The sequence below is a fragment of the Bradyrhizobium sp. 132 genome (assembly GCF_023074185.1).
Taxonomy (GTDB): domain Bacteria; phylum Pseudomonadota; class Alphaproteobacteria; order Rhizobiales; family Xanthobacteraceae; genus Bradyrhizobium.
Window position 1 is genome coordinate 1 of the sequence record NZ_JADPKY010000043.1, and the last position, 23,138, is coordinate 23,138.

21 protein-coding genes are annotated in these 23,138 nt (G+C 63.6%); 16 read left to right on the forward strand and 5 right to left on the reverse strand.

The genetic code is table 11. The features are described from left to right. Positions 1 to 393, forward strand: a 393-nt coding sequence (locus IVA74_RS07825) for an integrase core domain-containing protein (protein WP_247341332.1), incomplete at its 5' end; no start/stop codon positions are given. Position 394: 1 nt separating this feature from the next. On the opposite strand, the gene IVA74_RS07830 is transcribed toward IVA74_RS07825, so the two are convergent. Together IVA74_RS07830 and serB are read right to left on the reverse strand one after the other, a co-directional pair. Beyond that, positions 395 to 3,034, reverse strand: a complete 2,640-nt coding sequence (locus IVA74_RS07830; protein ID WP_247341334.1) for a type ISP restriction/modification enzyme — start codon at positions 3,032 to 3,034, stop codon at positions 395 to 397. A gap of 122 nt (positions 3,035 to 3,156) precedes the next feature. Then, positions 3,157 to 4,062, reverse strand: coding sequence for a phosphoserine phosphatase SerB (serB, locus tag IVA74_RS07835; protein WP_247341336.1), 906 nt, complete (start codon positions 4,060 to 4,062; stop codon positions 3,157 to 3,159). A gap of 11 nt (positions 4,063 to 4,073) precedes the next feature. Here serB and miaA point away from each other — a divergent pair, with 11 nt between their 5' ends. The 9 genes from miaA (at position 4,074) to IVA74_RS07880 (ending at position 13,439) form a co-directional block, all read left to right on the forward strand. Next, the gene (gene miaA, locus IVA74_RS07840; protein WP_247341339.1) at positions 4,074 to 5,030 is read left to right on the forward strand and encodes a tRNA (adenosine(37)-N6)-dimethylallyltransferase MiaA; all 957 of its coding nucleotides are present in this window, start codon (positions 4,074 to 4,076) and stop codon (positions 5,028 to 5,030) included. A 329-nt stretch (positions 5,031 to 5,359) separates the two neighbouring features. Beyond that, positions 5,360 to 7,135 (forward strand): acetolactate synthase 3 large subunit, encoded by a 1,776-nt coding sequence (locus tag IVA74_RS07845; RefSeq protein ID WP_247341341.1) that lies wholly within the window; start codon positions 5,360 to 5,362, stop codon positions 7,133 to 7,135. Between the two features lie 5 nt (positions 7,136 to 7,140). Continuing rightward, positions 7,141 to 8,124 carry a threonine dehydratase gene (locus IVA74_RS07850; protein ID WP_247341343.1) on the forward strand — a complete coding sequence of 328 codons (984 nt, stop codon included), beginning with the start codon at positions 7,141 to 7,143 and terminating at the stop codon, positions 8,122 to 8,124. A 23-nt stretch (positions 8,125 to 8,147) separates the two neighbouring features. Beyond that, positions 8,148 to 8,690, forward strand: coding sequence for an acetolactate synthase small subunit (ilvN, locus tag IVA74_RS07855; protein ID WP_007613340.1), 543 nt, complete (start codon positions 8,148 to 8,150; stop codon positions 8,688 to 8,690). Positions 8,691 to 8,693: 3 nt separating this feature from the next. After that, positions 8,694 to 9,383 carry a class I SAM-dependent methyltransferase gene (locus IVA74_RS07860; RefSeq protein ID WP_247341345.1) on the forward strand — a complete coding sequence of 230 codons (690 nt, stop codon included), beginning with the start codon at positions 8,694 to 8,696 and terminating at the stop codon, positions 9,381 to 9,383. 65 nt (positions 9,384 to 9,448) lie between these two features. Continuing rightward, positions 9,449 to 10,324, forward strand: a complete 876-nt coding sequence (locus IVA74_RS07865; protein ID WP_247341347.1) for an EamA family transporter — start codon at positions 9,449 to 9,451, stop codon at positions 10,322 to 10,324. Between the two features lie 7 nt (positions 10,325 to 10,331). Then, positions 10,332 to 10,934, forward strand: a complete 603-nt coding sequence (locus tag IVA74_RS07870) for a LysE family translocator (protein ID WP_247341349.1) — start codon at positions 10,332 to 10,334, stop codon at positions 10,932 to 10,934. 161 nt (positions 10,935 to 11,095) lie between these two features. Then, positions 11,096 to 12,115 (forward strand): ketol-acid reductoisomerase, encoded by a 1,020-nt coding sequence (ilvC, locus tag IVA74_RS07875; RefSeq protein ID WP_247341352.1) that lies wholly within the window; start codon positions 11,096 to 11,098, stop codon positions 12,113 to 12,115. A 472-nt stretch (positions 12,116 to 12,587) separates the two neighbouring features. Beyond that, positions 12,588 to 13,439, forward strand: a complete 852-nt coding sequence (locus tag IVA74_RS07880; protein ID WP_247341354.1) for an SDR family oxidoreductase — start codon at positions 12,588 to 12,590, stop codon at positions 13,437 to 13,439. Between the two features lie 7 nt (positions 13,440 to 13,446). Here the strand turns inward: IVA74_RS07880 and IVA74_RS07885 are convergent, their stop codons facing one another. After that, the gene (locus IVA74_RS07885; RefSeq protein ID WP_247341356.1) at positions 13,447 to 14,067 is read right to left on the reverse strand and encodes a hypothetical protein; all 621 of its coding nucleotides are present in this window, start codon (positions 14,065 to 14,067) and stop codon (positions 13,447 to 13,449) included. A gap of 104 nt (positions 14,068 to 14,171) precedes the next feature. Here IVA74_RS07885 and IVA74_RS07890 point away from each other — a divergent pair, with 104 nt between their 5' ends. Both IVA74_RS07890 and IVA74_RS07895 read left to right on the forward strand, forming a co-directional pair. Beyond that, positions 14,172 to 14,825, forward strand: coding sequence for a TetR/AcrR family transcriptional regulator (locus IVA74_RS07890; protein WP_247341358.1), 654 nt, complete (start codon positions 14,172 to 14,174; stop codon positions 14,823 to 14,825). Between the two features lie 227 nt (positions 14,826 to 15,052). Next, complete coding sequence (locus tag IVA74_RS07895; RefSeq protein ID WP_247341360.1) at positions 15,053 to 16,765, forward strand: sulfatase-like hydrolase/transferase; 1,713 nt, start codon at positions 15,053 to 15,055, stop codon at positions 16,763 to 16,765. 157 nt (positions 16,766 to 16,922) lie between these two features. Here IVA74_RS07895 and IVA74_RS07900 read toward each other — a convergent pair whose 3' ends face one another. Beyond that, complete coding sequence (locus tag IVA74_RS07900; protein ID WP_247341362.1) at positions 16,923 to 18,479, reverse strand: glycine betaine ABC transporter substrate-binding protein; 1,557 nt, start codon at positions 18,477 to 18,479, stop codon at positions 16,923 to 16,925. Next, positions 18,476 to 19,258: an ABC transporter ATP-binding protein gene (locus tag IVA74_RS07905; RefSeq protein ID WP_247341365.1), complete on the reverse strand. Its 783-nt coding sequence runs from the start codon at positions 19,256 to 19,258 to the stop codon at positions 18,476 to 18,478. The genes IVA74_RS07900 and IVA74_RS07905 overlap by 4 nt, the downstream gene beginning before the upstream one ends. Before the next feature lie 133 nt (positions 19,259 to 19,391). Here IVA74_RS07905 and IVA74_RS07910 point away from each other — a divergent pair, with 133 nt between their 5' ends. The 4 genes from IVA74_RS07910 (at position 19,392) to IVA74_RS07925 (ending at position 23,119) form a co-directional block, all read left to right on the forward strand. Beyond that, positions 19,392 to 20,210, forward strand: a complete 819-nt coding sequence (locus tag IVA74_RS07910; RefSeq protein WP_247341368.1) for an ABC transporter ATP-binding protein — start codon at positions 19,392 to 19,394, stop codon at positions 20,208 to 20,210. Beyond that, a complete protein-coding gene (locus IVA74_RS07915) occupies positions 20,210 to 20,995 on the forward strand; it encodes an ABC transporter permease (protein WP_247341370.1) in 786 nt (261 codons plus the stop codon). Before IVA74_RS07910 ends, IVA74_RS07915 begins: the two co-directional genes overlap by 1 nt. Positions 20,996 to 21,097: 102 nt before the next feature. Next, positions 21,098 to 21,640: a DUF305 domain-containing protein gene (locus IVA74_RS07920; RefSeq protein WP_247341372.1), complete on the forward strand. Its 543-nt coding sequence runs from the start codon at positions 21,098 to 21,100 to the stop codon at positions 21,638 to 21,640. Positions 21,641 to 21,649: 9 nt separating this feature from the next. Next, on the forward strand, positions 21,650 to 23,119 hold the full coding sequence (locus IVA74_RS07925) for a YncE family protein (protein WP_247341374.1): 1,470 nt from the start codon (positions 21,650 to 21,652) through the stop codon (positions 23,117 to 23,119). The last annotated feature ends 19 nt before the right edge of the window (positions 23,120 to 23,138 follow it).

The window sequence follows — 23,138 nt, forward strand, 5'->3', positions numbered from 1 at the left end:
AATGGGGCTCGTCCTGACCGCGCCGATCGGCGCCTTACAACGTTCATCGCAACCTCCTACCTCCGAGTGTTGCGACGACCGTTTGAATCCGCCCAATACGTCTCCATCAAATACACCGAGCGCCTGGCTGAAGCAGGCGTGGAGCCTTCTGTCGGCAGTGTCGGAGATTCCTACGACAATGCTCTCGCCGAAACCATCAACGGCCTCTACAAGGCCGAGGTGATCCATCGGCGCGGGCCATGGCGCAGCTTCGAGGCCGTCGAGTTCGCGACCCTGGAATGGGTCGACTGGTTCAACAACCGGCGGCTCCTGGAGCACATCGGCAACATACCGCCGGCCGAAGCCGAGCAACGCTACTACGCCATGCTGGAACAGCCGGCCATGGCGGCATAACTTAAACCAAATGGCCTCCGGTAAACCCGGGGCGGTTCAGTTTGATGTTCGGGCGAGAGTTCGATTGGTCGGTCCAGAGCGGATAAACTCGACCACCGCGGCCGTTGTAGTGATGCAAATCCGGGAGGAGACTGGTGAAAGTGATCGCAGGACCGTCTGTGGGCGAGCGGTCTTCGGGTGCCGTGAGGAAAACCTGCCGCGAAGAATGCCCGTTCCAAAGCGTCGGATTTGGTCGGTTGATTAGCCGAGCATCTGGAACGATCCACTGACGATCAAACGATCTTAGAGCGTAACGGGTCGGAGAGATGGCGGGACCGGGATCGTTGTTGACTGACTCCGCGCGATGTTCATGACCCGTCAGTCCACCTTTCGATGCTTTCAAAAGCGTCTTGTCGCCGCCCTCGTGAGGATGGAATAGAATCTCTTTCTTCGCCGGATCCCTTTCCTCCCTTAGGCGATCCCAGCGGAGGGTCAATGACATAGGATCAGCCGCGATTATCCATGTGCGGCCCGGCATAACACCGGGGCCATTGTAGACAAACAGATCACTCAGGGCGGGGTAGGTTGCCCATGCGCCGGTCGCGGCAGGTAAGAAAGGGGCTCGCCACTCCAGAGGGCAATCGATCCATCCCCCGGCATCGAGTGACAGCTCCTTCAAAGCTTCAAACTTCTCCTCGCGTTTTCCGTTGGGGAGCATGTAGAAGCGTACCCTGGCGGGCTCTGATGTATTCTTGCCGAGTCTACGCGAAGCGAGCACGATGCAGATTGGCTGCTGTACCCCCTGAAATATTCGAGTCGCCACCTCGGGCTGGTGTCCTTCGGGAGAACAATCGACCACCCAGATTTCGGAGCACGTGCGACGAAGATCGTCCCGCATCCTTTCAAAGCCGGGTCCATTCAGAAATCCGGCCACGGTGATAAAGCAGACGATCCCCTCCTCATCCTTGTCCTGAAGTCCGGTTGCGGCGTAGTTCCCGGAGCCGAATACCTTCCAAGTCGCCCAACGCCAGAAATACACGTAGAGGTTCTTCAGATGTTTGGTGTGGGCTCCAACGCCCCATTCCGCAGGCGGCCGCCAGCGGTCGAGAGGGGCAACGAGCTTTCCGCCCGAGCCACGCTCGATCCAGCCGCCCCGACCCTCGGCTTTCTCCTTGTAAGGCGGATTGCCAATCACGACGGTGATAGGCCGCGTCTTCTTGATCGTATTTGCGTCGCGGCGTGATTTTGCAATGGGCTCATACAATTGCCCAAGGCTCTCCTCTTCGACAAACGGATTGCTCAGCGTGTCGGTAATGAAGAGCTTAAGATCAGGTATCGGAGGAACAGGCACTTGAGATGTAGCCATCAGTGCTTGCATCTCGGCCATGATCCGAAGTTGTGCCACCGCGTACGGTCCGAACTGTAGTTCGAAACCAATCACGCGCTTTGCCGCAGCCTCTATGGCACCCCGCACTGCGCCGGGTCCCTGATCGTCTCCAACGGTGGACGCGATCTGGCGTAGGACACCAAGCAGAAACGTTCCGGTGCCGACCGCAGGGTCGGCCACGACGACGTCCGCTGCGGCAAGGCCGGATGAGCGTTCGAAGAGCGGGCCGCGCAACGCTTCGTCGACAAGGTTCACCATCGCGGATACGACTTCCGGAGGAGTGTAATACGATCCCGTACGCTTCCTTAGCTTGTTGTCGTAGACCTCCAAGAAGTCTTCGTAAAAGTAGAGCCACGCCTCAGGCTTATCCTTGCTGATGGTGTGCCAGTTGACGGCATCAAGTACGCGGGCCAGCGTTGCGAGTGAGGTTTTTAGGGCTTCTTGGTTGGTCGCCTCTTCAGTCAGAAGCCGCAGCGCGGTTGCGATCAAAGAGTTTGATTTTCGCAGCTCCTTGGCCGCGTGGTCGACGCCTTCCGAAAGGGGAATGTCTCGCGAGCGCGCGACCAAGAGCCCAAAGGTGACTGCTTGCGCATAGCCGTCCGCGAATTGCACGTCGTCGGCCTGCGGAAACAGGAGTTTTCGCCAGTCTTGAGCAAGCGCCGTAAGTCCGGCATTGCCGTGCGCCATCTGCTCGACAACCTCGTCGCGCAGCAGCCGGCATAGGCGGGCACAGACTTCCGCTAGCTTCTTGGCCGTTCTGGGAGGAGCCGGGTTCCATCGAAGGAAGTCGTCGATAGTCGGTGCAAGGGTCGGAGGCGCCGCAAGTTTAGCGCCCGACGTCTCGATGTCGCCCTCTAGATAGATGACCTTTCCGACCAACTCCCCATCGCGCCACAAGCTGAAAGCGTTGCCATCGGTATAGAGTAGGTTGGGAAGCGACTTAAGTTTGTCCCACTGCTCCTTGTCGTGCGGGTCGGAAAATTTTCGGGGATCGGCGCCTTTACCCGGAGCCTTGACTTCGACGAAACCGACAAGCGCGTTTGCGATCGTGACCGCGTAGTCAGGCCGTGTCTTTAAATGAGCGAGCGTCGTCTCGCCGACTAGGCCGAGGGACTTCGGTGCTAGCCCGACGATTTCGGTCAGCTCACGCAAGAGCGTTTCGAGCGGGGCCCGGAGCTGGTCCTCTGGTGCGCCGGCAATGGCAGGATTGCTCAGCTTGGCCTTTGCATTGGTCCCGAACTCTGAAATGGCGCTCGCTAGCGTTTTTTCCGCCAACTTGATCTCCGGCACCTGCGTCTAAAATCGAATCTCCCAACGACAATCGCTACTCGAATCAGGTCAACGATACAATCACCCATTAGTGCCGCAGTGCCCAAGGCAGCTGGCAGCGGTCTGATCTACCCGTCCACAAATTCCTCTCGCCGATACCCCTGCGCATACAGCAGCGCGGTGAGATCGCCGTGATCGATCCGCGCCGCGGCCGCGGCCGCAACCGACGGCTTGGCATGATACGCCACGCCCAGCCCCGCCGCCTGGATCATCGCGAGATCGTTGGCCCCGTCACCGACGACGACCGAGTCGATGTCGTCGAGATCGAACGACTCCATCAAATCCACCAGCGTCGCGAGCTTTGCAGCGCGCCCCAAGATCGGCTCCTTCACCTCGCCGGTGAACTTGCCGTCGCGGACGACGAGCTCGTTGGCGCGGTTCTCCTGGAAGCCGATCCTGGTGGCGACCGCGCTGGTGAACAGGGTGAAGCCGCCGGAGACGAGACAGGCATAGGCGCCGTGGGCGCGCATGGTCGCGACCAGTTCGCGGCCGCCCGGCGTCAGCGTGATGCGCTTGGCCAGCACCTCGTCGACGGCACTGGCGGGGAGGTCCTTGAGCAGCGCAACGCGCTCGCGCAGCGCCGGCTCGAACTCGATCTCGCCGCGCATCGCGCGCTCGGTAATGGCGGCCACGTGGGTCTTCATCCCGACAAGATCGGCGAGTTCGTCGATGCACTCCTGCCCGATCATGGTGGAATCCATGTCGGCGAGAAAAAGCTTCTTGCGCCGGAAGCCGACTGGCTGCACGACGATGTCGATGGGAAGGTCGCCGCGAAGCTCGCGCAACCGCTGTTCGATGGCGTGACGGTCGCCTTCGAGGTTACTGTCGGCGCCGAAGGGGATGTCGACTGCAACCCCGTCGAACAGCCAGTGCGCGGGAGCCGCCTGTGGCAGCACGGCGCGGGCGCCGTCGACGATGGTAGAGTCGAGCGCGGGATTATTCGGGTTGCAGATCAGCGTGGCGACGAGGGACATTTGAGGTTTTCGTGAGCGAGGGGCAAGTCGGCAGAAGGCATGTTGGCAAGGCCGTGCTTATCGCAGGCCCGACCGCCAGCGGCAAGTCGGCGCTGGCGCTCGAGCTTGCGCTCGCCACGGGCGGCGTCGTCATCAATGCCGATTCCATGCAGGTTTATGGCGACCTCCACATCATCACCGCGCGCCCGACACAGGGCGACGAGGCGCGGGTGCCTCATCGCCTGTACGGCCACGTCGATGCGGCCGTCAATTTTTCGGCCGGTGCCTGGGTGAGCGACGCGGCGAAGGCGCTCGAAGAGGCGAAAGCCGAAGGCCGCCAGCCGATCTTCATCGGCGGCACCGGGTTGTATTTCAAGGCGCTGACGGCGGGCCTTTCCGTGGTACCGCCGATCCCTGCCGAGCTACGCGAGGACGTTCGGGCGCGGCTGGAGCGGAACGGCGTCGAGGCGCTGCACGCGGAACTCGCGCGTCGCGATCCGCGGGCGGCCGAGCGATTGAACCTGCGCGACCGCACGCGCATTGCGCGCGCGCTCGAAGTGGTAGAAGCCACCGGCCGTTCGCTACTGGACTGGCACCATGAGGGCCAGCCGCCGCTCTTGCGCAGGGACAGTTTTCGCGCGGTGTTCCTCGCGCCCGAGCGCGACGAGCTCTACGCCCGCATCGACGCCCGCTTCGACGCCATGTTAGAGGCCGGCGCACTGAAGGAGGTTGAGCGTCTCGCCGCCCGAAACCTCGATCCGCTGCTGCCGGCGATGAAGGCTCACGGCGTGCCGGCCCTGATCCGGCATTTGCGCGGTGAGCTCAGCCTGGAGCAAGCGGCCACAATCGGCCGCGCCGACACCCGCCATTACGCCAAGCGGCAGTTCACCTGGTTCCGGCACCAATTGCCGGAGTTCGAGTGGGTCAAGCCGGAGGAGGCAAGGGGCTGGCTCGCGGCGATCGTGAACGCGGCACGGGACTCAGGCTGACGTGCTTTTGTGCCTTGGCTCCCATATTTACCGCTCGCCGAACTCCGGGAACGCCGCTACACTGCCTAAATCGCGCGGGAACGGCCACATTGCCTTGACATCGGGGCGTTGGTCGCTATGTTTCGCGCAACCTTTGGGAAGCTGGGCACTGCCATGCGTAACATTATTACCAAACTTCTTATCGCCGTCGTACCCAGGCACACCGCCGGGGGTGGCTAGCTGCCATCCACATGACAGGCGGTGTGCATGGGGCCCTCTTTGGGGCCTTTTTTATTTCCCGAACCCGACACGAACGAAGCCGCTGACAACAGCGCATCCGGAGCAAGCCAATGAGCGACAAGAGCCACGATCCGAACCAGATGACCGGCGCCGCGATGATCGTCCGCGCGCTCATCGATCATGGCGTGACCGACATTTTCGGCTATCCAGGCGGCGCCGTGCTTCCGATCTACGACGAGATCTTCCAGCAGAGCGAGGTCCAGCACATCCTGGTCCGCCACGAGCAGGGCGCGGGCCACGCCGCCGAAGGCTATGCGCGTTCGACCGGCAAGCCGGGCGTCGCGCTGGTGACCTCCGGCCCCGGCGCCACCAACATGGTGACGCCGCTGACGGATGCGCTGATGGACTCGATCCCGCTGGTCTGCATCTCCGGCCAGGTGCCGACGCATCTGATCGGCAATGACGCATTCCAGGAATGCGACACCGTCGGCATCACGCGCCCCTGCACCAAACACAACTGGCTGGTGCGCGATGTCAACGATCTCGCCAAGGTGCTGCACGAGGCGTTCTACGTTGCGACTACGGGGCGACCGGGCCCGGTGCTCGTCGACGTCCCCAAGGACGTGCAGTTCGCGACCGGCACCTATCATCCGCCGCGCAAGTCCGACGTGCATCGCTCCTACGCGCCACGCGTGAAGGGCGATGCGACGCAGATTCGCAAGGCCGTGGCGCTGCTCGCCAATGCCAAGCGCCCCGTGATCTACAGCGGCGGCGGCGTCATCAATTCCGGCCCCGAGGCGACCAGGCTGCTGCGCGAGCTGGTCGAGGTCACCGGCTTTCCGATCACCTCCACGCTGATGGGTCTCGGCGCCTATCCCGCGTCGGGCAAGAGCTGGCTCGGCATGCTCGGCATGCACGGCACCTACGAAGCCAACATGACCATGCATGATTGCGACGTCATGCTGTGCGTCGGTGCGCGCTTCGACGACCGCATCACCGGCCGCGTCGATGCGTTTTCGCCGGGGTCGAAGAAGATCCACATCGACATCGACCCGTCCTCGATCAACAAGAACATCCGCGTCGACGTGCCGATCATCGGCGACTGCGGCAACATCCTCGGCGACATCCTCCAGGTGTTCAAGGCGGAGGCGAAGAAGCCCGACGTCAAGGCGTGGTGGCAGCAGATCGCGCAGTGGCGCGCCCGCAACTCGCTCTATTTTAGAAAGAGCAACGACGTCATCCTGCCGCAGCACGCGATCCAGAGCCTGTTCGAGGCGACGCGCGGCAAGGACACCTACATCACCACCGAGGTCGGCCAGCACCAGATGTGGGCCGCGCAGTTCTTCGGTTTCGAGGAGCCGCATCGCTGGATGACCTCGGGCGGTCTCGGCACCATGGGCTACGGCCTGCCGGCCGCGGTCGGCGTGCAGGTGGCCCATCCCGACAGCCTCGTCATCGACATCGCGGGCGATGCCTCGGTGCAGATGACGATGCAGGAGATGTCGACGGCGGTGCAGTACGAGTTGCCGATCAAGATCTTCATCCTGAACAACCAGTATATGGGCATGGTGCGGCAGTGGCAGCAGCTGCTCCACGGCAACCGGCTGTCGCATTCCTACTCGGAGGCGCTGCCGGATTTCGTCAAGCTCGCGGAGGCCTATGGCGGCGTCGGCTTCCAAGTGCACAAGCCCGGCGATCTCGACGGTGCCATCCAGGAGATGATCTCGGTCAAGCGCCCGGTGCTGTTCGACTGCCGCGTCGCGGCGCTGGAAAACTGCTTCCCGATGATTCCCTCCGGCAAGGCGCACAACGAGATGCTGTTGCCGGAGCAGGCCAACGACGAAGCCACCGCAAAGGCGTTCGCCGGCGGCAAGGCGCTGGTGTGAGCGCGATGTTCGACCTGAAGGAGCTCGAACGCGCACATGCGATCGTGGGGCAGGCGGTGCCGGCGACGCCGGCGTACGCCTGGCCGCTGCTCGCCGAGCGGCTCGGCACACAGGTCGTAGTCAAGCATGAGAACCACACGCCGATTGGCGCCTTCAAGGTGCGCGGCGGGCTGGTCTATCTCGAACGTCTGAAGCGCGAGCGGCCGAACATTCCGGGCATCATCTCGGCGACGCGCGGCAACCACGGCCAGAGCCTCGCTTTTGCAGCGAGTCGCCACGGCGTGCCTGCGGTGATTTACGTGCCGCGCGGCAATTCGGTCGAGAAGAACCGCGCGATGCAGATGTTTGGCGCCGAGCTCGTCGAGCATGGCGAGGACTTTCAAGCTGCGCGTGAGGAGGCCGGCCGCCGTGCGCAGTTCGCCGGGTTACACATCGTGCCGTCGTTCCATACGGACCTTGTTCTGGGTGTGGCGACCTATGCGCTTGAACTGTTCAGGACTGCACCGGATCTCGACATCCTCTATGTGCCGATCGGGCAGGGCTCGGGCATCTGCGGCTGCATCATGGCGCGAGATCTGCTGGGCCTGAAGACCGAGATCGTTGGCGTCCAATCGACGGAGGCGCCGTCCTACGCGTTGTCGTTTGCGGCAGGCCACGTCGTGACGACCGAGACCAGCAACACGCTCGCGGACGGCTTGGCGACGCGGATTCCCGATCCGGAAGCGCTCGCCATCATCCGCAAGGGCGCTTCGCACATCGTAGAGGTCACCGACGACGAGGTCGCCGCCGCGATCCGCGCCTACTGGACCGACACGCACAATCTCGCCGAAGGCGCCGGCGCCGCCGCGCTCGCCGCGGCGCTTCAGGAAAAGACGAAACTGTCGGGCAAGCGCGTCGGACTCGTGCTGTCCGGCGGCAATATCGATTTCGATCTGTTCCGCGATTGGGTCGGGACGGATGCGCCGGTCGCCCTTCGGGCGACGGCGTAACGACGAGAATAGAGGGGACGACAATGAACCAACCCGCATCCGCCTATTTCATCGAGGAGCGCCACGATCCGAACGAGACGCACACGCTCTCGGTGCTCGTGCAGAACGAGCCCGGCGTGCTCGCGCGCGTCATCGGCCTGTTCTCGGGGCGCGGCTACAACATCGAGAGCCTCACCGTCTCGGAGACCGAGAGCCAGAAGCATCTCTCGCGCATCACCATCGTCACCACCGGCACGCCGATGGTGATCGAGCAGATCAAGCATCAGCTCGATCGCATGATCCCCGTCTATCGCGTCGTCGACATGACGCTGACGAAACGCTCGATCGAGCGCGAGCTGGCGATGGTGAAGGTGCGCGGGCAGGGCGAGCATCGCGTCGAGGCGCTGCGGCTGGCGGATGCGTTCCGCGCCCGCGTGATCGACGCCACCACCGAGAGCTTTGTGTTCGAGATCACAGGCAATACCGACAAGATCAACCAGTTTATCGACCTGATGCGTCCGCTTGGCCTCGTCGAAGTGTCGCGCACCGGCGTTGCCGCGATCGGCCGCGGGCCCGAAGGGATGTGAACCATGCTGGCGCGCGACTGGTACTATAACGAGCGGAACCGGATGGGCATCGGGCCCGCCGTGGCGTCGATCTACGACAGCCACGACGACGCCGATCTGCGGGCGCGCGCCGCGCTGAAAATGCTCGGGGTCCAACGCGGCTGGCGCATCGCCGACATCGGATGCGGCAACGGCGTGCTCGCGACCGAGGCGGCGCTGATGGGTGCCGAGGTCGACGCCATCGACATCTCGCCCGCGATGCTGGCGCTCGCCGAGATCTATGCGCGCGATCGCAAGGCGCCTGTGCGCACGCAGTCTGCCGGCCTGCTCAGTTTTGCCTACCGGCCGGAATCCTATGACCTGATCGTCAGCGAGTTCACGCTGCACCATCTGCCGGATTTCTGGAAGGCGGTGGCGATGTCGCGGATCTATCGCGCGCTCAAGCCCGGTGCGACCTTCTATTTGCGCGACATCGTTTACGCCTCGATGCCCGATGCCGTCGAGCGCGACGTCGAGCAATGGGCCGACTTTGAGATCAAGAACCACGATGTCTCGCGTGACAGCGTCGTCACCCACATGCGCGACGAATATTCCACTTTTGGCTGGGTCATGGAGCGGATGCTGACCGATGTCGGCTTCACAGTGGTCTCGGCCGATTACCACGCCCCTATGCACGGCACTTATCTGCTGCGGAAATCCAATTCTTCCACGTAAAGGCCGGCGAGCAAGACTAGACGACAACAACAGGGCTGCACGACAAGGCAGAACCGGGAACAACAATGAAGCCGGCCGACATCCTCATCGCCATCCTGGTGGCGATCATCTGGGGGCTTGCCTTCGTGGCGAGCCGGATTGCGCTCGACGAATTTTCGCCGGAGCTTATGACGGCGATGCGCTTCACGATTGCCGCGGTGCCGTGCCTGTTCATTCGCAAGCCGAAGATTGCCTGGTCGCTCCTGATCGCCATCAGCTTCACGCTCTTTCTCGGCCAGTTTCTGAGCCAGGCCTACGGCATCGCCCATGGCGTGCCGGTGGGGTTGACCAGCGTCGTCGTGCAGAGCCAGGCACTGTTCACGATCGGCCTTGCCGCGATCGCATTCGGCGAGCGGCCGACGCCGGCGCAGACGCTGGGCATCGTCATCGCAGCCGTCGGTCTCCTGATGATCTGCGGCACCGTTGGTTATGATTTCAGCGTCGGTGCCTTCGCCGTGCTGATGATCGCGCCGGTCAGTTTTGCGATCGGCAATATCCTGTTACGCGGTGCTCGCGGCGTGCCGATGTTCGATCTGTTCGCCTGGTTGTGTCTCGCCACCGCGATGCCGCTGTTCGCGCTCACGCTGGTGGTCAACGGACCGGCGCCGACCTGGCAGTCGCTGATCCACATGTCGCTCACCGGCCTCATTTGCCTGCTGGTGATCGGCGCCATCTCCACCAGCATCGCCTATTGGCTGTGGGGCCGGTTGCTGCGTGACTATCCCGCGGCGCAAGTGGTGCCGTTCGCGCTTCTGGTGCCGTTCGTCGGCTCGGCCGCGTCGAGCATCGTGTTCGGCGAGAAGTTCGGCCCGTTGCGGCTTGCCGGCATGCTGACCGTGGTCGGTGGCATCGCGGTGATGGTGCTGGCGCGGCGCCCGCGGGCGCTGGCCAAGGTCGCGTGAGGTGAACATGTCTCAGTCGCTGCTCTACGCCTTCATCATCTTCGCCCTCGTGATGTTCTTCACGCCGGGGCCGAACAACATCATGCTGCTGTCGTCGGGACTGACCTACGGCTTCCGTCGCACCATCCCGCACATCGCCGGCATCACCATCGGCTTTGCCTTCATGGTCGGTGCAGTCGGCCTCGGTCTCGGCACGGTATTCCTGGCCTATCCCATTCTTCAGACCATCCTGAAATATGCCGGCGCCGCTTATCTGATTTACCTGGCCGCGGTCATCGCCTTCTCCGGCGCGGTCAAGCCGGGCGAAGGGAGCGCCCGCGGTCCGATGACCTTCTGGGGCGCCGCCATGTTCCAGTGGATCAATGCCAAGGGCTGGGTGATCGTGATCGGCACCATCACCGCCTATGCGGCCATCGCCCAATTCCCGCTCAACATCGCGATCCAGACCCTGATCAGTCTGCTCGTGGGCACGGTCTCGACCGTGGTCTGGGCCTTTTTCGGCACGGCATTGCGGCCGGTCCTGACCTCCGAGCGGCTGGTCCGCGCCTTCAATATCCTGATGGCGATCCTGCTGCTGACGTCTCTCTACCCCGTTTTCATGGATGCATGATGTCGCGGATTTCCATGCAGAATCGGGTTTCCCAGTGGGCTGAAAATGCTCTAGACAGCCTCCGAAATCCGCAAATTTCAGCGTCCAAGACCTGAATGACAAGACCTGACTGACGAGATCTGACCAACGGCCGATTCCGGCCCCTGAATGAGGAAACGACCATGCGTGTTTATTACGATCGCGACGCCGACCTGAACCTGATCAAGGGCAAGAAGGTCGTCATCGTCGGCTACGGCAGCCAGGGCCACGCCCATGCGCTCAACCTGAAGGACTCCGGCGTCAAGGAAGTGACGATTGCGCTCCGTAAGGATTCGGCCTCGGCCAAGAAGGCGGAAGCCGCCGGCTTCAAGGTGATGGAAGTCGCCGAGGCCGCCAAATGGGCCGACCTCGTCATGATGCTGACCCCGGACGAGCTCCAGGGCGACATCTATCGCGAGCACCTGCACGACAACATGAAGAAGGGCGCCGCCCTCGTGTTTGCGCACGGTCTCAACGTCCACTTCAATCTGCTCGACCCGCGCGCCGATCTCGACGTGCTGATGATCGCGCCCAAGGGCCCCGGCCACACCGTGCGCTCGGAGTATCAGCGCGGCGGCGGCGTGCCCTGCCTGATCGCGATCGCCAAGGACGTCTCGGGTAACGCCCACGACCTCGGCCTGTCCTACGCCTCCGCCGTCGGCGGCGGGCGCGCCGGCATCATCGAGACCACCTTCAAGGAAGAGTGCGAGACCGACCTGTTCGGCGAGCAGGTCGTGCTCTGCGGCGGCCTGGTCGAGCTGATCAAGGGCGGCTACGAGACGCTGGTCGAGGCTGGCTACGCGCCGGAGATGGCCTATTTCGAGTGCCTGCACGAGGTGAAGCTGATCGTCGACCTGATCTATGAAGGCGGCATCGCCAACATGAACTACTCGATCTCCAACACCGCGGAGTATGGCGAGTACGTCACCGGCCCGCGCATCGTCACCGCCGAGACCAAGGCCGAGATGAAGCGTGTCCTCGCCGACATCCAGGGCGGCAAGTTCGCCCGCGACTGGATGCTCGAGAACAAGGTCAACCAGACCTCGTTCAAGGCGACCCGCGCCAAGCTCGCCGAGCACCCGATCGAGGAAGTCGGCGCCAAGCTGCGCGACATGATGCCCTGGATCAAGAAGGGCGCGCTGGTCGACAAGTCGAAGAACTAAGTCGCCGTCGTCCGGACGCGGCGTATCGTTTACGCCGCGTCGGGATACGGGAGCGAAACACAAGCTTCGCTCGCCAAACCAATTCTTAAACCTTCGCGACTATATCTGAGCGGGATCGCAAACAGCGGTCTCGCTCTTTTCGTCTCGCGCGAAGCATTGCTGCTTCATTCAAATTCTTCGCGAACTGAAGTACTCCCTGAGAACGAAGAACTGACGCTTAAACCACATTCTTGGTCTCGCGTGGTTTTTCAAAATCTTTCAGAAGCGCGTGAACGCCGAAAGCCTAGCGTCTTCAGGGGTAAGGATTCGGCTCTTCACCCGCATTGTGAAGGCGCGATCCATCCCGCGCCGCGACGTTCGCGCGCCGCTTCATCTTAAGAACTGACATCTGCGGCGCCCCCTTGAGTGTCGGGCGGCGTTGCGCACTGACGTCTTTGTCCTATGATCGCGGGAACTGTTGGGGGGAAAGACCATGCGATCCGTCGTCGTCACCGGCGCGTCCACCGGCATTGGCTGGGCCACTGCAAAATTGCTGATCGGGCGCGGCTATCGCGTCTTCGGCAGCGTCCGCAAGCAGGCGGACGCCGACCGGCTCAACGGTGAGTTTGGCGCGAACTTCACCCCGCTGCTGTTCGATGTCACCGACGAGGCTGCCGTGCTGGCCGCCGCACGAGAAGTACGCGGGGTGCTGGGCGGCGAGACGCTGGCCGGTCTGGTCAACAATGCCGGTGTCGCGGTCGCCGGTCCCGTGCTCGAACTGTCGGTCGACAATTTCCGGCGCCAGATGGACATCAACGTGATCGGCCCTGTGATCGCGACGCAGGCTTTTGGGCCGCTGCTCGGTGCCGACCTGTCGCTGAAGGGGCCGAAGGGACGGATCGTGATGATCAGCTCGGTCGCGGGCAAGAACGGCAATCCGCTGTCGGCGCCCTACTGCACCTCCAAGCACGCCATCGAGGGGCTATCGGAAAGCTTGCGCCGCGAACTGATGCTGTTCGGCATCGACGTCATCATCGTCGCCCCCGGCGCGGTCAAGACGCCGATCTGGAGCAAGGCCGAGCAGATCGATCTCTCCGTCTACCAGAACTCGCCGTATCTGCCAGCGCTGAACAAGGTCAAGGCGTTCATGATGAAGCTCGGCGAGACCGGGCTGCCGGCCGAGCGGATCGCCGAGGTCGTTTTCGAGGCGCTCACGACTGAGAGACCCAAGGTTCGCTACCAGATCACGCCGGACCGGATGCGACATTTGATGACGGCCACGCTGCCCAAGCGCGTGGTCGACCGTATCATCGCCAAGCGTCTCGGATTGCTGCCGCAGGGCTGACCGACGTTCAGCTCGCCTCGGCCGTCCGTCGGCGCGGCCGAGCGGCCATCGCGACCAGGCGCAGCGTCATCACCGCGATCAGCGGAATGAGAAACGCGGCGTAGAGCGGCATCGCCGGCACGCGCTTGCCGAACGACACCATGAACTGGAACCAGAGATAGTATCCGCCCGCAAGGTGCAGCGCGCGCCAGGCGTGCGGCCCGAGCAGCGCTGCGATGCGGTCGAACGAAGTCGCGCTCATGGCGATGATGACGGCATAGCCGATGCCGCCGAAGATGTAGGAGGCCGCCGAGGTGGCTTCGGCAAAGCTTGCCGGATCCATCCTGGCGAACGCGACGATCGCAACCGCGTGGATGGCGTGGGAGGTGGCGAAGCTCAGGCCCAGATAGCGCCGGTTGCGCCACTGCCAGCGCGTCCAGGCGTTGGGCCACAGCCGCGCCAGTGCCGCGGCACTGAAGGCAAGGCAGAACAGCAGGAGCGAGCTTCTTGCCGTGAAACGGATCACCATCCGTGCGCCCTCGACCTCGAACTGACGCATCGAGGCAATCCACAGGCTAAGTGCGATCAGGCTCAATGCGAGGACGGCAAGCAGCCGCCAGCCTTCAAACCAGCTTTGGCGTTGTGACATGCGATTTGCTCCATTATGTAATCACCGATTACATATGGCTTGGCTGCGCGGTCAATGGTGTAATCACTGCTTACATTCACGTTCGGGTGATGCTAGGAAGCTCCATGCCTGCCCGACAGCCGGCCAAGCCGCGTGCTCGCCGCAACATCTCTGAAGTCCGGCCCTATCACCACGGCGATCTCCGCCGCGTGTTGATCGACGCTGCGCTGCAATTGGCGGCGGAGGGGGCCGAAATCTCGGTGCGCGAGGCCGCACGCCGGGCCGCGGTTTCGCCGGGTGCGCCGTTCCGGCACTTCCCCAACCGCGACGCGCTCATGTCAGCGGTGGCTGAGGAGGCGCAGCGGCGCTTCCGTGCCGAGATCGAGGTGGCGCTGGACCAGGCACCGGCCGCCGACCCGTTCGGCCGCTTCCGCGCCTTCGGCCTCGCCTACGTGCGCTGGGCGAGGCGCAATCCCGCGCATTTCGAGATCATCTCCACCGGGCGCTATTTCGCCCATGGCAGCTCGGCGGAGCTGACGCGCGACAATGCCGAATTGATCGCGCTGACCGAGGGAATACTGATTGAGGCGGCAAAGCAGGGCCTGCTGCGGTCGGCCGACCTCAAGCGCATCCAGATCGCCGGCCGCGCCCTGGTCTATGGTTTTGCCAGGATGAATCTCGACGGCCACCTTCCGCGCTGGGGCGTGGAGGAGGACGAGATCGAGCGGATGGCGGAAGGGGTCATCGACCTGTTCATCGCCGGGATTGCCAAACCCTAGCGCGCCTGCCGGCCCTCAGCGTGAGGAGATAGAGTTGGCCGTGCGGCGCTTCGCCGCTCACTAACAATAAGCAAAGGTCGGATCGCTGCGCGCGTTGCTTGTCCTTGACCGTTCCGTTACAGTTTTGTGACACGGTGCAGGCTTCCGGCTGCGTCGGACGCCTTCGCGATTTTTCAAACGCGAGACGCTTGGCATCACCCGCCGGACTAAAGTTTAGCGTGTCGTCGATGCCGCCCGCGCCCAATCCAGGTCCTTCTGCCGCGACCGCCGTGCTGGCGAGTGTCGCCGCGCTCGGCATCTGGCGGCTGCTCGCGGTTGCGGCGCCCCATCTTGCCGCGCTCGCACTGATGTACGAGACCGAGACGGATTTCGGCGCGCGGCTCGCCTTCGTGCTGGCCTGGGGCATCCTCAACTTCTTCTGGATCGCGCTGCTGCGGCGGCCGGCGCTGTCGGGTGCATTGTCGCTGACCATGGTCGTGGTGCTGGTGCTGCTGTCACGCCTGAAGCACGACGTCGTGCAGATGACAGTCAATTTCATCGACCTGATGATGATCGACCGCGACACGGTGGCGTTCCTGTTCACGATCTTCCCGAATTTGCGCTGGTCGGTGGTTCTGGCGGGTCTCGTCACGCTGCCGCTGATGTATGCGCTGTGGTGGCTCGATCCGTTCCGCATCCGCAGGCTGCCGGCGCTCGCCTCCATGCTCGGCTGCCTCGCCGCGCTGGTCGGCTATTCGCTCTATCATCCGGACGAGGCCTGGCGCGGCTATTACGACGACGGCTATCTCTCGAAATTCTTCCGCTCCGGCGTCAGCGCGGTCTCCGACTTCGCGCAATACGGCTTCATGGAGTCCGCTGCTTCGACCAACGAACGGCTCAACTTGCCACTGGTCGATGCGTGCCATCCCGCGGGCCGTCGGCCGAACATCATCATGGTCCATGATGAATCGAGCTTCGACATCCGCGCCGCGCAGGGCATCAAGGTGCCGCAAGGCTATGGCCGCCACTTCAAATCCTGGGACGGCAAGGAGCGCACATTTCTGGCCGAGAGCAATGGCGGGCCGAGCTGGTTCACCGAATACAACGTGCTTGCGGGCCTTTCCTCGCGCTCGTTCGGCCGCTTCGCCTATTTCGTGACGCGCATCGCGACAGGCCGTGTCGAGCGCGGCCTGCCGCTGGCGCTGCGCCGCTGCGGCTACGACACGATGTCGCTCTATCCTGCCTATGGCGGCTTCATGGCCGCGCGCAGCTTTCAGTTGACGACCGGCGTTGAACGATTCTTCGACTCCAAGGATCTCGGCGCCAAGGATGTCGAGCCGGATAGCTTCTTCTACGACAAGGCGCTCCGGCTGATGGGTGAGCGGACGCCGAACAAGCCGCTGTTCACCTTCATCTACCTCGGTGCCAATCATTTCCCCTGGGAGACGCGCTTCCGCCCCGATCTGCTGCCGAACTGGCGCGCGCCGGGCAATATGCCGTCGATCGACGAATATCTGCGCCGACAGGCGATGAGCGCCGAGCAGTACAAGGCTTTCCTCGCGGGCCTGAAGAAGAATTACCCCGGCGAGCCCTTCCTGATCGTGCGCTACGGCGATCACCAGCCGGAATTCGCGCCTGGTATCCTCGAGCCCGGGCTCGACGAAGGTGCTCTCGGCAAGAAGCTCGACGCCTACGACCCACGTCTCTACGCGACCTATTACGCGATCGACGCCGTCAATTTCGAGCCGGTGAAGAGCGAGGCCGTGATGGACACGGTCGACGGCCCGTATCTGCCGCTCGTCATCCAGGAAGCCGCCGGCATCCCGCTCGATCCGTCTTTCGCCGAGCAGAAGGAGATCATGCTCCGCTGCAAGGGGATCTTCTACGGCTGCAAGAACGGCGCCGAAGCGCGCCGGCTGAACCGGCTGCTGATCGATGCGGGGATGATCCGGGGGCTGTAGTCTTCGTCACCGTCATCCTGAGGTGCCGGAGCGTAGCGGAGGCCTCGGAAGGATGCGCGGCCCGGCTGCATCGCGGCCGTTCATCCTTCGAGGCTCCTCGCGCACTGCTTCGCAGCGCACGCCTCGTACCTCAGGATGACGGGACATACGGCAAAACCTACTTCCCCACCTTCTCCCACAGCCACTTCGCCACCGCATCCGGCGACGAATTCGCGTCATTGCCGGCGGCGCGCAAATTGGCTTCCCGCATGGTCGCGATGTCGATCTTGCCGAGCAGCGGCTTCAGCGCGGCCTGCAGCCGCTCGTCGCCGGCGCGCTTCGGGGCCAGCAGCAGGATCGCATCGTAGGGCGGGATCGCGTGCCGGGGGTCGTCGAGCGCAACGAGATCGTATTTTGCGATCAGCCCGTCGCTGGTGTAACCCGCGATGACATCGACCTCGCCGCTGGCGACGGCCGCGTACATGAAGTCCGGCTGCATCTGGCGCTGGGCGCGGAACGAGAGGCCATAGGTCTTTTGCAGCGCCGCCCATTCGGGCCGCGAGAAAAATTCATAGTCGCCGGCGATCGACAGGGACGACGCATGCGCGGCGAGATCGGCGATGGTGCGGATGCCAAGTGCCTCGGCGCGCTTCTTCGGGATCACCAGCGCATAGGCATTCTCGAAACCGAGCTCGCCGAGCAGCGTGATGTTGTCCTTCGCGAGCGTTGTTTTCAGCTCCGCCAACAGTTCCGCACGCGGCTTGATGTCCGTGCGATGAAGCTGATTGGCCCAGAGCGTGCCGGAATAATCGACATAGAGATCGATATCGCCGGCTTTCAACGCCTCGAAGATCACGCTTGAGCCGAGGCCGGATCGTGCGACGGCGGAAAGACCGGCCGCCTGAAGCCGGTCCCTCATCAACGCCGACAGCACGTATTGCTCGGCGAACGTCTTGGCACCGACGACATAGCTCTGCGACGAGCGTCCCATCGTCGGTACCAATGTTGCGACGACCAGTGCCGCGATCCCGGCCACGCCAAGCGCTGTACGCACGCGGCTGCGCCGGCGCAGGCCGCTCTCGATCAAGCCGAGCAATTGATCGACGGCGAGCGCCAGCAGGGCCGAAGCAAAGCAGCCGAACAGAACGAACACCCAGTTCTGGGTCTGGAGCCCGGCAAAGATGTAATTGCCGAGGCTGGTCTGCCCGATCGGGGTCGACAGCGTCGCGGTGCCGATCACCCAAACTGCGGCGGTACGGATGCCCGCCATCATCACCGGAAGGGCCAGCGGCAGTTCGACCATCACCAGGGACTGCCGTGCGGTCATGCCGACGCCCTTCGCGGCCTCGATCAGCGCGGGATCGATGCCGTTGAGGCCGGTGATGCCATTGCGCAGTACCGGCAGCATCGAATAGAGCGCGAGCGCCAGCATCGCCGGCAGGAAGCCAAACGCCGAGAACGAGACGCCGAACCAGGCCAGCGTCACGGAGGCCGTAAGCAGCAGTAGCGGATAGAACAGCGCGAGCAGTGCCAGCCCCGGCACCGTCTGCACGATGCTGGCGAGCGCGAGCAGGACAGCGCGCGGGGTGGGGCGGTTGCGCGTCAGGATCGCCAGCGGCAGGCTGACGATCAGGCCGAGCGCGAGCGCGGCCAAACTCACCCGCACATGGTTGCCGAGATAGTCGGGCAAATGCGCCAGCGCCTCGCCCCAGCGCGGATCAGACAACAGGCTCATGCCGCACCGCTCTGTGGCAGCAGCGCGTTCAGCCGTTCGACCTGGCGTCGCGGCGTCCGCAGCAGCTCCAGCACGTAGGCGTCACTGGTTTTCGAGAGCTCCACTGGCGTGCCCTGCGCGAGCAGCTTTCCGCTGCGCATCACCGCGATGCGGTCGGCGAGCAAAATCGCTTCCGTCATGTCGTGTGTGATCATCACGGTGGTCAGGCCGAGCCTGCGGTGCAGCTCGCGAAAATCGTCGCCGAGCGCATCGCGGGTGAGAGGATCGAGCGCGCCAAAGGGCTCGTCCATCAGCACGATGCGGGGCCGTGCCGCAAGCGCCCGCGCCACGCCGACCCGCTGACGCTGGCCGCCCGAAAGCGCGTCCGGCAGCCGGTCGCGATGCACGGCCCGATCGAGCTGCACGAGTTCGAGCAACTCATCAACTCGCGTTGCGATATCTCCCGCCGGCACGCCGAGCAGCTTCGGCGTGATCCCGATATTGTCGGCGACGCTCAGATGCGGGAACAGCCCGCCGCTCTGGAAGACGTAGCCGATGCGGCGCCGCAGCGCGACCGGATCGGCGGATTGCACGTCGTCGCCCTCGACCGTGATCGTGCCCCCATCCGCCTCGATCAGGCGGTTGGCGAGCCGCAGCAGCGTCGTCTTGCCCGAACCCGAGCCGCCGACGACGGCCACAAACTCGCCTTCGGCGATGTCGAGTGACACATCGTCCACGGCCTTGAGCGCGCCGAAGCTCTTGGTGACATGGGCATAGCGAATCATCGGCATGGACGGCATCGGGCGGGGGCTCACTGCGCTGACCCACCCGGGAGGGAGGGGATGACGAGGTCTATGCGTACCACGCTTGGCGGCTTGATTGAACTTGGCCGCGCGAGCGGCTAAGGCATCGGACCAAGTTCGGAGGGAATACATGACAACGCCCACGGCAGTGGCGCTGGAAGATGCCAAGGTCGCGTTCCGGCTGGGGGACGGGCGGGTCTATACGGCGGTGGAGAAGGCGCATCTGACGGTCGCGCAGGGCGAGTTCGTCGCCATCGTCGGCCCGACCGGTTGCGGGAAATCGACGCTGCTCAACGTCGCGGCCGGGCTGCTGAAGCCGGCTGCCGGGAGCGTCAAGATATTCAACCAGCCGCTCGCCGGGCTGAACCGGGATGCCGGCTATCTGTTCCAGGCCGATGCGCTGTTCCCATGGAAGACCGCGCTGGACAACGTCGCGATCGGGCTCGAAGTCAGCGGCACGCCGCGCAGCGAGGCGCTGCCGCGGGCGCAGAAATGGCTGACCTCGGTCGGCTTGGGCGCCTTCGCCGGCCGCTATCCGCATATGCTCTCGGGCGGCCAGCGCAAGCGCGTGGCGCTCGCGCAGGTGCTGATCCGCGATCCAAAGATCCTGCTGATGGACGAGCCGTTCGGGCCGCTGGATGCGCAGACCCGACAGGTGATGGGCAACCTCCTGCTCGACCTCTGGAACGCCGACCGCAAGGCCGTGCTGTTCGTCACCCATGATCTGGAAGAGGCGATCGCGCTCGCCGACCGCGTCGTGATCATGTCGGCGGGGCCGTCCTCCCGCATCATCGGCGACTGGCGCGTGAGCCTGCCGCGCCCGCGCGACATTTTTGAAGTCCGGCTGGACAAGGAGTTCCATGCGCTTCATCGCGAGATATGGAGCGTGCTCAAGGACGAGGTCATGAAGGGCTATGCGCAGTCCACGCAAGCGGCGGAGGCGGTCTGATGTCGCGCGTCACGCTGCTTGCGCTGCAAATCCTGGTCGCCATCGTCTGCCTCGTGCTGTGGCAATTGCTGACGACCGTGCCCGTGTTCGGCAAGATCCTGCTGCCGCCGTTCTTCTTCTCCAACCCGGTCGATGTCTTCGCCCAGATCGTCAAGTGGTTCTCATCCGGTGTGATCTGGAGGCATCTCGGCATCACGCTGACGGAATCGATCCTGGCCTTCGTGATCGGATCGGCCGGCGGCGTGCTGGTCGGCTTTTGGTTCGCGCGCCAGCCGCTGGTCGCCGCCGTGTTCGATCCGTACGTGAAGATGGTCAATGCGTTGCCGCGCGTCGTGCTGGCGCCGATCTTCGCGCTGTGGCTTGGGCTGGGTATCTGGTCCAAGGTCGCGCTCGGCGTGACGCTGGTGTTCTTCATCGTGTTCTTCAACGTCTATCAGGGCGTGAAGGAGGTCAGCCGCACCGTGCTCGACAACGGTCGCATGCTCGGCATGAGCGAGCGGCAGTTGATGCAGCACGTCTATTGGCCGTCGGCGCTGTCGTGGATGTTCTCGTCGCTGCACACTTCGGTGGGCTTCGCCGTGGTCGGCGCGGTCGTCGGCGAATATCTGGGATCGGCGGCGGGGCTCGGCTATCTGATCCAGCAGGCTGAAGGCGTATTCGACGTCGCCGGCGTGTTCGCCGGCATGTTCGTGCTGTCGGCCTTCGTCATCCTGATCGATTTTGGCGTCACGCTGGTCGAGCGCCGTCTGCTGGTCTGGCGGCCGACCGTGGATGAGCGCGGCTAATCTACCTCGATTGCCTGCTGACTTTTATGTGATGGGCCGGCCGGAATAGAACGCGCGCCCGCGCGTCATACCCCCATGCAACCACCCGCATGGGAGTTCAGGATGCCCCGGTCACAGTTTCTCCTCGTCGTTGCGGCGCTCGCAGGCAGATGCCGGAGGCCAAAGCCCGGTTTCGGTACGGCGCTCATTTGCGCGCGCATTCTCGTCGCATTCGCGCTTCCTTCGCTGGTGCTCGCGCATGAATCTCATCCAGCCGTCCCACCGGCTGCGCTGAGTGCGGAAGAGCGTGCGTTCCTGGAAGAGAACGAAGCCGCGATGACCAAGATGATGAACGATATGGCGGCCAAGCCGACCGGCGATGTCGATCGCGACTTCGCCGCGATGATGATTCCGCATCATCAGGGCGCGATCGACATGGCGATCATCGAATTGCGTTACGGCAAGAACGAGCAGCTGCGACGCATCGCGCAGGAAATCATCGTCGACCAGATGCAGGAGATCGCGGCGATGAAGCTGGCGATCGGCAAGCCGGCGGCGGAGACGACGCCGGCTCCGACGCAGCCGTCGGCTGTTCCCGCCGCAAACGTTCATCAACATCCGGGCATGCAGATGGATATGTCCGCCGGAATGAAAATGAGGAAGTAGGAGCCGCAGATGACGACGTCGCAAAGCAACATCATGAAGAGCATTTTTCTGGCAGCCACCATGCTTGCCACCGGTTCCGTCGCATGGGCTGGGCAGGCGCCGGGCGCGCTGTCCGCGCCCGATATTCCGATCAGCCACCACGACCGCATCTACGCGGCGGAGCAGTTCTCGAATACGGTCTCGGTCACTGATCCCGTCGACAACAAGCTGCTTGGTGTGATCCGGCTGGGCGACCCGCAGCCCGGCAATTTCAGCCCACTGTACAAGGGCCAAGTCCTCGTGCACGGCGTGGGCTTCTCGCCCGATCACAAGACGCTTGCCGTGGTGTCGATCGGCTCCAATTCGGTGACGTTCATCGACACCGCGACCAACGCGGTCAAGCACACGACCTATATCGGGCGGTCGCCGCACGAGGCGTTCTTTACGCCTGATGGCAAGGAGGTCTGGGTCACCATTCGCGGCGAAAACTATGTCTCCGTGATCGATGCGAAGAGTTTTGCGGAGAAAGCCCGCATCGCCACCCCGAACGGGCCGGGCATGCAGGTATTCTCCCCCGACGGCAAATACGGCTACATCTGCTCGTCCTTCAATCCCGAGACCGATGTCGTCGCGGTCGCCGAGCACAAGATCATCGCCAGGGTGAAGCAGGAGAGCCCCTTCTGCCCGAACATCGCGGTGACGCCGGACGGAAATCAGGTGTGGTTCACGCTGAAGGACATCGGCCGGACCCAGGTGTTCAATGCCAAGCCGCCGTTCAACCCGATCAAGACGATCGACACCGGTCCGATTACAAATCACGTCAACTTCGCGCACACCGCCAAGGGGACCTTTGCTTACGTGACCATTGGCGGACTGAACGAGGTGAAAGTGTTCCGCACCGACGATTTCTCGCAGGCCGCAACGATCCCGGTCGGCAATCTGCCGCATGGCATCTGGCCCTCCGGCGACGGCACGCGCATCTATGTTGGGCTTGAGAATGCCGACGCCCTCGCGGCGATCGACACCGCGACCAACAGTGTGGTCGCGAATATCGCGATCGGCCAGGCGCCGCAGGCGATCGCTTATGTTCCGGGAGCGGCGCCCGACCCGGATGATCGTCAGAACTTGCAGGCCCTCGGCATTGCCGGCCAGGTCGCCCATCTGTCGCTCGCCTCCAGGGACAGTTCGAAGGACGGCAAGGCGCCGACCAGCGTCTCGCTGTTCGACCAGGGCCTGATTCAGATTTTGCAGGCTTCGGTGACGGGCCTTCAGCCCAAGCAGAAATATGTGCTTGCACTGGCGGAACGCAGCGACGGGAGCGGGCCGCTGCAACCGCTGGCGGCTTTCATGACCAATCCGGCCGGATCGGCCATCGTCAACGCGGCCGGCCCAATCCGGCAGATCGTCGACCCGTCCGCCGTGGCAGGAAAGCGATATCTGGTGATCGGTTCCGGAGACGCGGCCGGGCCCGGCGAAGCGGTCCAAATCGAGACGCAATGACCCGCCGTAGGGGGGCAAC

Coding starts and splice junctions, on each gene's coding strand:
- IVA74_RS07845 (WP_247341341.1), top strand. CDS start 5,360: ATGAGCGACAAGAGCCACGATCCGAACCAGATGACCGGCGCCGCGATG.
- IVA74_RS07885 (WP_247341356.1), bottom strand. CDS start 14,067: ATGTCACAACGCCAAAGCTGGTTTGAAGGCTGGCGGCTGCTTGCCGTC.
- IVA74_RS07890 (WP_247341358.1), top strand. CDS start 14,172: ATGCCTGCCCGACAGCCGGCCAAGCCGCGTGCTCGCCGCAACATCTCT.
- IVA74_RS07915 (WP_247341370.1), top strand. CDS start 20,210: ATGTCGCGCGTCACGCTGCTTGCGCTGCAAATCCTGGTCGCCATCGTC.
- ilvC (WP_247341352.1), top strand. CDS start 11,096: ATGCGTGTTTATTACGATCGCGACGCCGACCTGAACCTGATCAAGGGC.
- IVA74_RS07865 (WP_247341347.1), top strand. CDS start 9,449: ATGAAGCCGGCCGACATCCTCATCGCCATCCTGGTGGCGATCATCTGG.
- IVA74_RS07850 (WP_247341343.1), top strand. CDS start 7,141: ATGTTCGACCTGAAGGAGCTCGAACGCGCACATGCGATCGTGGGGCAG.
- serB (WP_247341336.1), bottom strand. CDS start 4,062: ATGTCCCTCGTCGCCACGCTGATCTGCAACCCGAATAATCCCGCGCTC.
- IVA74_RS07880 (WP_247341354.1), top strand. CDS start 12,588: ATGCGATCCGTCGTCGTCACCGGCGCGTCCACCGGCATTGGCTGGGCC.
- IVA74_RS07920 (WP_247341372.1), top strand. CDS start 21,098: ATGCCCCGGTCACAGTTTCTCCTCGTCGTTGCGGCGCTCGCAGGCAGA.
- IVA74_RS07925 (WP_247341374.1), top strand. CDS start 21,650: ATGACGACGTCGCAAAGCAACATCATGAAGAGCATTTTTCTGGCAGCC.
- IVA74_RS07905 (WP_247341365.1), bottom strand. CDS start 19,258: ATGCCGTCCATGCCGATGATTCGCTATGCCCATGTCACCAAGAGCTTC.
- IVA74_RS07870 (WP_247341349.1), top strand. CDS start 10,332: ATGTCTCAGTCGCTGCTCTACGCCTTCATCATCTTCGCCCTCGTGATG.
- IVA74_RS07860 (WP_247341345.1), top strand. CDS start 8,694: ATGCTGGCGCGCGACTGGTACTATAACGAGCGGAACCGGATGGGCATC.
- IVA74_RS07895 (WP_247341360.1), top strand. CDS start 15,053: ATGCCGCCCGCGCCCAATCCAGGTCCTTCTGCCGCGACCGCCGTGCTG.
- IVA74_RS07900 (WP_247341362.1), bottom strand. CDS start 18,479: ATGAGCCTGTTGTCTGATCCGCGCTGGGGCGAGGCGCTGGCGCATTTG.
- IVA74_RS07910 (WP_247341368.1), top strand. CDS start 19,392: ATGACAACGCCCACGGCAGTGGCGCTGGAAGATGCCAAGGTCGCGTTC.
- ilvN (WP_007613340.1), top strand. CDS start 8,148: ATGAACCAACCCGCATCCGCCTATTTCATCGAGGAGCGCCACGATCCG.